Here is a 9319-nt window from a genome sequence, read left to right on the forward strand (position 1 = left end):
CTGCCCATATTTCTGATAATTATCTCTGCCTTTATCTATAACCATATCTTCAGACCGGAAATAAAACCCCTGGCCAGCCTGGCCCTGGCCCTTTTTGCCCCGGTGCTGGTCTTTGACTCCATGACCAGGCATGCCGTGTCTTTCAGCGACCTCGGGGTGCCTTTTGTTTTCATGCTTTTTCTAACCGCTCTGCTCATAGCCCTGGGAATCCTGCTGTCATCCGCCATGCGCCTGGGACCGGGAGAAAAAAACTCCTTTATCCTGGGGATCTCCATGATAAACGTGGGCAACTTCGGACTGCCCCTTATCCACCTGACCTTCGGCCAGGAGGCGGTGCCTTTGTCCATTGTCTACTTCGTGATTTTCAATATCCCCCTGTGCACTCTGGCCATATACATGAGCAGCGACAAGACCAGGCTTAGAGAAATTCTGCTGGATGTAGTGCGCATTCCAATTTTCCACGCCTTTTTGCTGGCCCTTGTTTTTTCCTGGCTGAAAATACCCGTGCCCGGGGGAATCCAGCAGGGACTGCAGCTGATAAGCGCCGGGGCCATACCGCTTCTCATCTTTATCCTGGGCCTGCAGCTGGCTGCCATCTCCCTGTCTTCCCTCAAGGACAGGCTTCTAAGGTTTGCTGCCATAATATCCGCAGCCAGTGCAGTCCGGCTCGTGATCTCACCCCTGGCAGCAGTATGTATTCTTTGTTTTTTTCCAGTATCGCAGCTGGAAATGTCCGTGGCGGTTCTGCAGACTTCCGCCCCGGCAGCCATCCTGCCCCTTATGTACGCCATAAAGTTCAACAAATCACCGGAGCTTCTGGCTGCAATAATCCTGTTTACCACAATCCTGTCCGGAATCACCCTGCCGGTGCTGATCCAGTACCTGAGCTGAAGTTCAAGGCGCAAGCATTCAGGGGGTGCCGGAATCACGCCTCTGGCGTGAGTGCCAGTAATCACAATCGAGGAGCCCCTGAATGCTTACGTCAACTGATGACACTTAAGTGTCTAAGGCGCGCTATGCCCGCAACCCAGATAAGAAAAGAGTTTTTAGCCCACAGATCACACAGATTGACACAGATAAAAGAGATTGAAGAAGCATGTTTTTTCCTTGCGGGAATAAGAACCCGCAAGGAAAAAGGCATCAGCCGCTTGCGCGGCGGGGGGGATCACCTGAGCTTAGTGTCCAAAAATGAAACAGTCCCAGTGCCAAGTGCTGAACCCCCGTCATGGCTCAAATTTTTCTTGTATTTTGTGACAGGGTTTCAGGAGTAAGCCACTAAAGGTTCATCTTGATTGTTGAGTTGTTTTACAAAAAAAATTATGATGTAAATCATGTTGCTTAGCCCTTGACTCAAGTAAAGAGTAGGCAAGAGTAGTGATCAAGAGCATATGGATTTTTCAAACAAAAAAGCAATGAAAAACAGTTAGTTATGCTTGCCGAGAAACTGCGCACAAATATTGAAGAATAGCAATAGTACTACAAAACAGCCCTGACAAAGCCGCAGAAGGAAAAACAATGAAAAAGCTGCCCATCGGGGTGAGTACACTCCGAGAGATCATTGAAGACGGATACACCTATGTGGACAAGACCAGGATTGTGCATCAGCTGGTTGAAAGCGGGAAATACTATTTTCTCTCAAGGCCCCGCCGTTTCGGCAAATCCCTGTTCATCGACACTCTGAAAGAAGCTTTTGAAGGCAACCAGGACCTGTTCCAAAATCTCTGGCTTTTTGATCGCTGGGACTGGAAGAAAAAACATCCTGTTATTCATATTTCCTTTGGCGCGGGCGTGGTGCGCAACCGGGAAGAGCTGGATCGGCGCATTGTGGATCTTCTGTATCAAAACCAGAAAACCCTGGGCGTTACCTGCCGGGATCCCGGAGATATTCCCGGCTGTTTCGGTGAACTGATTCGAGAAAGCGCAGCCAAACACGGCCAGCGGACCGTGGTTCTGGTGGATGAATACGACAAGCCCATTCTGGATAATATCACGGACCCGGAGCAGGCAATTGAAATCCGGGAAGGCCTGAAAAACCTCTATTCCGTGATCAAGGACAGCGACGCCCATATCCGGTTCTCCTTTCTCACCGGGGTTTCCAAATTTTCCAAGGTGAGCCTGTTTTCCGGGCTCAACAATCTGAGAGACATTACTTTAAGTCCACACTTCGCAACCATTTGCGGCTACACGGAAGCCGAGATGACCGAGGTGTTTGCCGAACACTTAGAAGGAAAAACCCTGGAAGATATCCGCAGCTGGTACAACGGCTATTCCTGGCTGGGAGAGCGCGTTTACAACCCTTTCAGTATTCTTAATTATCTGGAGGAAGGTGAGTTCAGCAACTACTGGTTTGAGAGCGGCACACCAGAATTTCTGCTCAAGCTGTTTCTTGCCCGCAAGTACCTGGCCCCCAACCTGGAAAACACCGTGGCCACGGAACGTCTGCTGGGCAGTTTTGACGTAAACGATATTGAGATCGAGACCATGATGTTCCAGACCGGGTATCTGACCATTCAGGAACGGCAACAGTTCGGCAATCTGACCGCATACCGGCTGGATTATCCCAATCTGGAAGTGCGCATGAGTTTTGCAGACAGTCTTTCCGCCTTCCTCGTTTCCCAGCGGGATGTCTATGAAAAATGCAAAATCGATCTGTATCAGGCCCTGTCCGCCGCCCGGCTCGATGATATCGGGAACGTCTTTCACTCCCTGTTTGCCGCCATTCCCCACGACTGGTACCGCAAAAACAAGCTGACCGAGTACGAAGGGTATTACGCCTCTATTTTCTATTGCTACTTCACAGCTCTGGGCTTAGATGTCACCGCCGAGGATACCACAAATCACGGCCGGATCGATATGACGGTGCGCCTTGCAAACCGGGTCTTCATCTTTGAGTTTAAGGTGTTGGACCTCGACAAAACTCCGGGCACGGCCTTAGAGCAGGTCCGCAAAAAAGGGTATGCTGATAAATACCATGGTCAAAATCTGGAAATTTACCTGATAGGCGTGGAATTTGACCGCGACGAACGTAATATTGTCCGCTTTGATTGGGAAAAAAGCTTATCATCTCATTGATCTGACTCTAATTATACCAGGTCTGGGCAGCTACTTCCAGTTTGGGTCTTTGTTACTTTTAAAACAAACGTCATTGCCGGTGCTGATCCAGTACCTGAGCTGAAGTTCAAGGCTTATCCCGGTATATTGCAAAGAATATCCCGTTCCCAGCGCCAGGCATCTTCAATTGCCTGCAAGGATAATTGCTTTCATGCCTGACGTCTCCTAAAGTCTTCCGTAAATATCTTCAAACCTTACTATATCGTCTTCTCCCAGATATGCGCCGGACTGGACTTCGATGAGCTCTAAGGGGATTTTGCCGGGGTTTTCTAAGGAGTGCTGCCGGCCAAGGGGGATGTAAGTAGACTGATTTTCAGTAACCAGAAAGGACTCCTCTCCATTGGTTACCATGGCCGTACCGGACACCACCACCCAGTGCTCGGCCCGGTGATGATGCTTTTGCAGGGAGAGTTTGGCCCCTGGCTTGACCGTGATTCTTTTGACCTGATACCTGCCCCCGGCATCTATACCGTCATACGAACCCCAGGGCCTGAACACCTCCCTGTGGGTGACATGCTCGCTGCGACCGCTGCTTTTGATGCGGTCCACCAGGGACTTGATGTCCTGGGCCCTGTTTTTGTGAGCCACCAGCACGGCGTCCTTGGTCTCCACCACCACCAGGTCCTGCACCCCCAGGGTGGCCACCATGCGGTAGTCCGAAAAAAGCAGGCTGTTGCTGGTGTCCATGGCCATGACGTCGCCCTTGCAGGAATTGCCCTCTGCGTCCCGTGGCAGCAGGTCCCACAGGGATGACCAGGAGCCCACATCAGACCATCCGGCCTCCATGGGCACTAAGGCCGCATCCTGAGTTTTCTCCATGACTGCATAATCTATGGAATTGCCGGGGCAGGAGTTGAAGGCATCTTTATCCACTCTTACAAAATGCATATCCCGGCGGGCGTTTTGCATGGCTGCACGGCAGCATTCCAGGATCGCGGGCTCAAACTTCTCAAGCTCTTCTAAGTACCGGCCGGCCCTGAACATAAACATACCGCTGTTCCAGTAGTAATCCCCGGCCTTTAGATATGCAGCTGCAGTGTCAGAGTCTGGTTTTTCCACAAAGCGCCCTGCCCTGTAAACCTGTCCCTGGATATTTTCCCCTCGCCGGATATATCCATAACCGGTCTCAGGAGAGTCCGGAACTATCCCGAAAGTCACTAACCAGTCTTTACCTGCCTGCTCTGCAGCCATGGTCACGCTTTCCTGAAACGCCTGCTGATCATGAATATGGTGATCCGCAGCCATTACAAAAAGTACGGGGTCCTCTCCACTGCTGGTGGCATGCAGGGCTGCCAGGGCAATGGCCGGGGCGGTGTTGCGCCCCTCGGGTTCAAGGAGGATGGATACATCCTCATGCCCCATAAGGCGCATCTGCTCTGCGGCCAGAAAACGATGTTCTTCGTTGCAGACCAGCAAAGGAGGTACGCACTGCAGTCCGTCAAGTCGCCTTACAGACTGCTGCAGCATGCTGAGCTCCCCTCCGAAGGCCAGAAACTGTTTGGGATAAAGCTTGCGGGACAATGGCCATAAACGTGTGCCGGACCCGCCGGCCAGAATAACCGGTAAAAACATGGCGTACCCCCTCCGGGAATTTCATTATAATTATGTTGAATCACCTTACTTTTATAAATGGCAACCAAAGTGATTTGTTATCACTCTGTCTCATCTCTATTATGCCTTCCGGTCGTTAAATCCATCAGAATGAATACGGCGACCAAACCTGCCCCTGCTAGAAAGCAGACAAAATAAGGCCAGCCCTGGGCCAGGCTTTCAGGCAGGGCATAACCTGCAGTGACAACCTTGTCTTCATTTATTTCCACCTGTTTCTGAAAAGGCCACAGTGCTGCCAGAGAACCAAACATCAGGCCGGCCAGGAAGGACATGGTGGTGGTATAATAATTCTTCAGCAGAAAGTTTATCACCTTGGCCAGGCTGATAAGCCCAAACACGCATCCCATGCCTACCAAAGATATGATTTTCAGGTCCATACCTGCCACAGCAGCCAGGATCTCAAAGTATACCCCCATGACCACCAGCATGAAAGAACCGCTGAATCCCGGCAGGAGCATGGTGGCCATGGCCACGGCCCCGCCCAGGAAAAAACGCAGATCTCCAATGTTGCTAAAGCCCTGCATATCGCTCCATAGAGGCGAAAGCTGCGCCAGCAGAATCAATGTCCCTGCCAGGAAAAAAACCAATACTTCCTTGAACCTGATCCTGCCTGCTCTTTTCAGGGGGTAGTAAATAGAAACCAGTACCAGGCCGAAAAAAAATGAAAAAACAAAACCCCGGTAATTCAAGACAGCAAAGTTTATCAGGGAAGCCGTGCTGAATATCGCCACCAGCACCCCTGCTCCAATGGGCACCACAAAATGCAGCTGCCAGGTCTGGACGGCATATTCAAAGGCCCGGGCAAAGCGGCCCCTGACCACCAGGCGCATCAATCCTGCCAGTGTCCGATGATCTATATTGCCGGCAATACCTATCAGCCGGGTATATATTCCCAGAATAAGAGCAATGGTTCCACCGCTTAAGCCCGGTACAATGCTGGCAGCACCTATGCCAAAGCCCTTGAAAAACAGTTTCCACATGGGAAGTTGAGAGTACCTGGTTGCTGGTTTTAATGAATTTCTGATACAATAAGGGCGTATACTGTCAAGACAGATGTATGACAGAGAACATGAAATTATTTGGGTTGCGGAAAAACGTCCATGGCTCGACACTGAACCATGACAGTAAAAAAGACCCTGTGCCCATCCAGTCTGAAAACAATGTCCGCCTGGGATTTAGTGTTTCACTGTAAAAAACTCAGCCCTTGTGCAGGAATCCTTCCTTTTTTTCCTGCCGGCAAGGACATAGCTTCAGACCTCCCTGAATCTCTCCAGAGTCTCTATAAACTCGTCCTCGCATTCCAGGAAGACGTCCACCAGGGTGGGATCAAAATGCGAACCTTTGCCGTCTCTGATTATGGCCCGTGTCTTTTCATGGGAGAAGGCGTCCTTGTACACTCTTTTGGAGGCCAGTGCGTCATAGACGTCTGCTACAGCCAGGATCCTGGAGGCAAGGGGGATATCCTCTCCGGCAAGGCCGTCCGGATACCCTGATCCGTTCCATTTCTCATGGTGATACCTGGCGATATCCGCAGACATCCTCAGATAATTGGCTTTGGGATTCTGCTGGATGGTGCTTTTGAGGGTATCGTAGCCGATGGTGGTGTGGGTTTTCATGATCTCAAACTCTTCCTCGTCCAGTCTGCCTGGCTTGAGGAGGATATGGTCCGGTATGCCCACCTTGCCGATATCGTGCAGGGGACTGGTGGAGTAAATGTCATCGATGAAACGCCGGTTTACGATATCCTGATACATGGAATTGCGCAGCAGAAACTCGGAAACAACACGGCAGTAGCTCTGGATTCTTTCTAAGTGCAGCCCGGTCTCGGGATCCCTGGTCTCGGCAAGTTTGGCCATGGCGAATATGACTGTGTCCTTGCTCTGCAGACTGAAGATACGCTCGCTGGCTTTAAGTCGCACCAGCAGTTCAGACTTGTCCACCGGCTTGGTAAGGTAGTCGTCCACTCCGGACTCGAATCCCCGGATCAGGTCGGTGGAATCATCCCTGGAAGTAATCATGATAATGTAGGTGTATTCATCCCCTTCAGAGGCCCTGACCCGGGAAATGAGCTCCAGTCCATCCATTACCGGCATGTTCCAGTCCGTGAGAATGATCCTGGGACGGTGCTCGTGCCAGAGCTTCAGGGCTTCCTTGCCGTCTGCCGCTGCAATGGGCTCATACCCTGTGTTCCTGGCGTACAGGGAGAGGGTCTTGCGGCTTATCTTGTCGTCTTCAACAACCAGTACTTTCATAAGACCTTTTGTATTTTTTGTATGCAAACCTGTTAATCTCTGGTCATTAAGCCCGGGGGTTCATCTGCCATGAATAACTGAACAAAAGCGCCCCGGTCTTATTCACCTGCCTGCAACTCAACTTCCTGTGTCTGGAAAAACGCCCTGGCTTCCGCCTCAAACCTCTGGGCCTCCCGTTGCAGAAGCTGCATCTCTTTATGTGCCTCCTGCCAGTTTTCCTGCCGGGAGCTGTGCATGATATTGGCGCAGTGCAGCCTTATCCTTTCCGCGCCAGTATACCCGGCCGAACCTTTGAGCTTGTGGGCCAGCCTGTCGGCATCACCTGCCTCGTGCCTGGCCAGGGCCGCCTGAATATGCTCCGGTTCCACCTGGAGGTCGTTCAAGAAGTCCTGCATTATTTCCGCAGCGATTTCCAGATCCTGTTCATACCTGTCCATAAAATCCCTGGTATTAAATACCTGGTACTCATCATGCCCTGGCGGCTGCCCGGAATCCTCTTCTGCCCCGGCCCTTTCATCCCGGCCTTTCCCGTCCTGCAGGTCAAAAAAGCCGGCCGGAAGGTGCTTCTTAAGCATTGCCAGCAGCTCAATCTTTTGCACCGGTTTGGCGATATAATCCGTCATGCCGGCACTCAGGCATTTTTCCCTGTCGCTGGGCATGGCGTTGGCGGTCAGGGCGATTATGGGAATTCTGGGATTCCGGGATTCTGGAATTGAGGGATTTGGGGATTTAGGGATTTGGGAATTTAGGGATTCAGGGATTGAGGGATTCAGGGATTCTGGGATTGAGGGATTCTGGGATTCTGGGATTGAGGGATTCTGGGATTTAGGAATTGAGGGATTCAGGGATTCAGGGATTGAGGGAGTTGGGGATTTAGGGATTTGGGGAGTTGGGGATTCTAAGATTTCCTCTGCAACCTCCACTCCAAGATCTTTGTCCTCTGTCCCCTGCTCCATGCTTCTTATCCGCCGCGTGGCTTCCAGTCCGTCCATGACCGGCATCTGGACATCCATGAGGACCAGGTCGAAAGAATCCTCCTGCATCTTTTCAAGGGCTTCCTGTCCATTTTCAACAGAAACCAGGCCGCCTGCAGTGTCTTTGAGCATGATCTGCACAGATCTGCGGTTGATATGGTTGTCATCCACCAGAAGTATCCTTGGGCCTGCACCTGCAGCAGGCCCGGCCTGCACTTCATGCGCATTCTCCTGCCTGACTGGTGCGGCAGGCTGCAGTGGCCTTTTGTTATCCCCCTTGCGTCCATGCAGGCACGCCTTTATGCCTGCAAGAAGGTCCTCGCTGTTGACGGGCTTGGGCAGATATGAGTCAAACCCTTTCTGAAAAAACTCACCAGAACTTACCTGCCCCCAGAGCGAACTAACGGCAATAAGCCCCATACCCTTTTCCTGGTCCTGCTCCCTGATCCTGCTGGCCAGTTCGATACCGTCCATGCCCGGCATGGCATGATCAACAAGGGCAAAGTCAAAGCTTTTCCCCTGCTGGTGGTTCTGGTTCAAAATATCCAGGGCCTGATATGCGTCTGCCGCACTCTCATGCTCCACCCCCCACTTCTCCAGGTATCCGGCCAGGATTTTACGGTTGATGGCATTATCATCCACTATCATGGCCCGCATTCCGCTCAACTCACTGTCTTCAATGAACTCCGAAGCATCGTCTGCATAGCCTATATCCAGCTCGAAAAAGAAAGTCGAGCCCTCCCCCTCCCGGCTCATGACCTGCAGATCGCCGCCCATGAGCCGGACAAGGCTCCTGCTGATGGCCAGTCCCAGGCCGGTCCCGCCGTGCCTGCGGGTGGAAGAGTAGTCCACCTGGGTAAAATGCTCGAAGATCTTCTCCTGCATGTGCACGGGGATGCCCACCCCTGTATCCTGCACCGATATTTTGAGCCGGGCCTTCTCCTCACCTGCTTCTGCAAGACTCACCTGCACCAGTATATAGCCCTTTTCGGTGAATTTGACGGCATTGCCCACTAAGTTATACAAGATCTGCCTGAGACGCAGATTGTCCCCCCGCACCCTTCTGGGAGCCTGCAGGTCGTAGTCCACCAGCAGTTCCACCTCTTTGCTTCTGGCCCTTTTGGTCAGAAGCAGCATGACCCTGGAAATCTCCCTTTCCAGGTCAAAATTCTGCCGGGTAAGCTCTAACCTGCCGGACTCTATCCGGGAAAAATCCAGGATATCGTTTATGATGTTCAAAAGAGACTCCGAGGAAATGGCGGCCATGTCCACGTATTCCTTCTGCTCCGGTCCCAGGCTGGTTTCTTCCAGCAGGCTCATCATGCTCACCACACCGTTCAAGGGCGTTCTTATTTCGTGGCTCATGTTGGC

At 51.8% G+C, this 9319-nt stretch carries 6 protein-coding genes; 2 read left to right on the forward strand and 4 right to left on the reverse strand.

The features are described 5' to 3' along the window. Both D5S03_RS00335 and D5S03_RS00340 read left to right on the forward strand, forming a co-directional pair. Positions 1-891, forward strand: an 891-nt coding sequence (locus D5S03_RS00335) for an AEC family transporter (RefSeq protein WP_287042365.1), incomplete at its 5' end; no start/stop codon positions are given. Between the two features lie 624 nt (positions 892-1515). Continuing rightward, positions 1516-3072 carry a PD-(D/E)XK nuclease domain-containing ATP-binding protein gene (locus tag D5S03_RS00340; RefSeq protein ID WP_008871073.1) on the forward strand — a complete coding sequence of 519 codons (1557 nt, stop codon included), beginning with the start codon at positions 1516-1518 and terminating at the stop codon, positions 3070-3072. A 204-nt stretch (positions 3073-3276) separates the two neighbouring features. On the opposite strand, the gene D5S03_RS00345 is transcribed toward D5S03_RS00340, so the two are convergent. The 4 genes from D5S03_RS00345 to D5S03_RS00360 all read right to left on the reverse strand — a co-directional run. Next, complete coding sequence (locus D5S03_RS00345) at positions 3277-4683, reverse strand: mannose-1-phosphate guanylyltransferase/mannose-6-phosphate isomerase (protein ID WP_287042366.1); 1407 nt, start codon at positions 4681-4683, stop codon at positions 3277-3279. Positions 4684-4763: 80 nt separating this feature from the next. Continuing rightward, positions 4764-5702 carry a DUF368 domain-containing protein gene (locus D5S03_RS00350; RefSeq protein ID WP_287042367.1) on the reverse strand — a complete coding sequence of 313 codons (939 nt, stop codon included), beginning with the start codon at positions 5700-5702 and terminating at the stop codon, positions 4764-4766. Between the two features lie 270 nt (positions 5703-5972). Continuing rightward, complete coding sequence (locus tag D5S03_RS00355) at positions 5973-6974, reverse strand: HD-GYP domain-containing protein (RefSeq protein WP_287042368.1); 1002 nt, start codon at positions 6972-6974, stop codon at positions 5973-5975. A gap of 98 nt (positions 6975-7072) precedes the next feature. After that, positions 7073-9319 (reverse strand): response regulator (locus D5S03_RS00360; protein WP_287042369.1); only part of this gene is annotated, 2247 nt, incomplete at its 5' end.

Source organism: Desulfonatronospira sp. MSAO_Bac3 (genome assembly GCF_003838035.1).
Lineage (GTDB): Bacteria > Desulfobacterota > Desulfovibrionia > Desulfovibrionales > Desulfonatronovibrionaceae > Desulfonatronospira > Desulfonatronospira thiodismutans.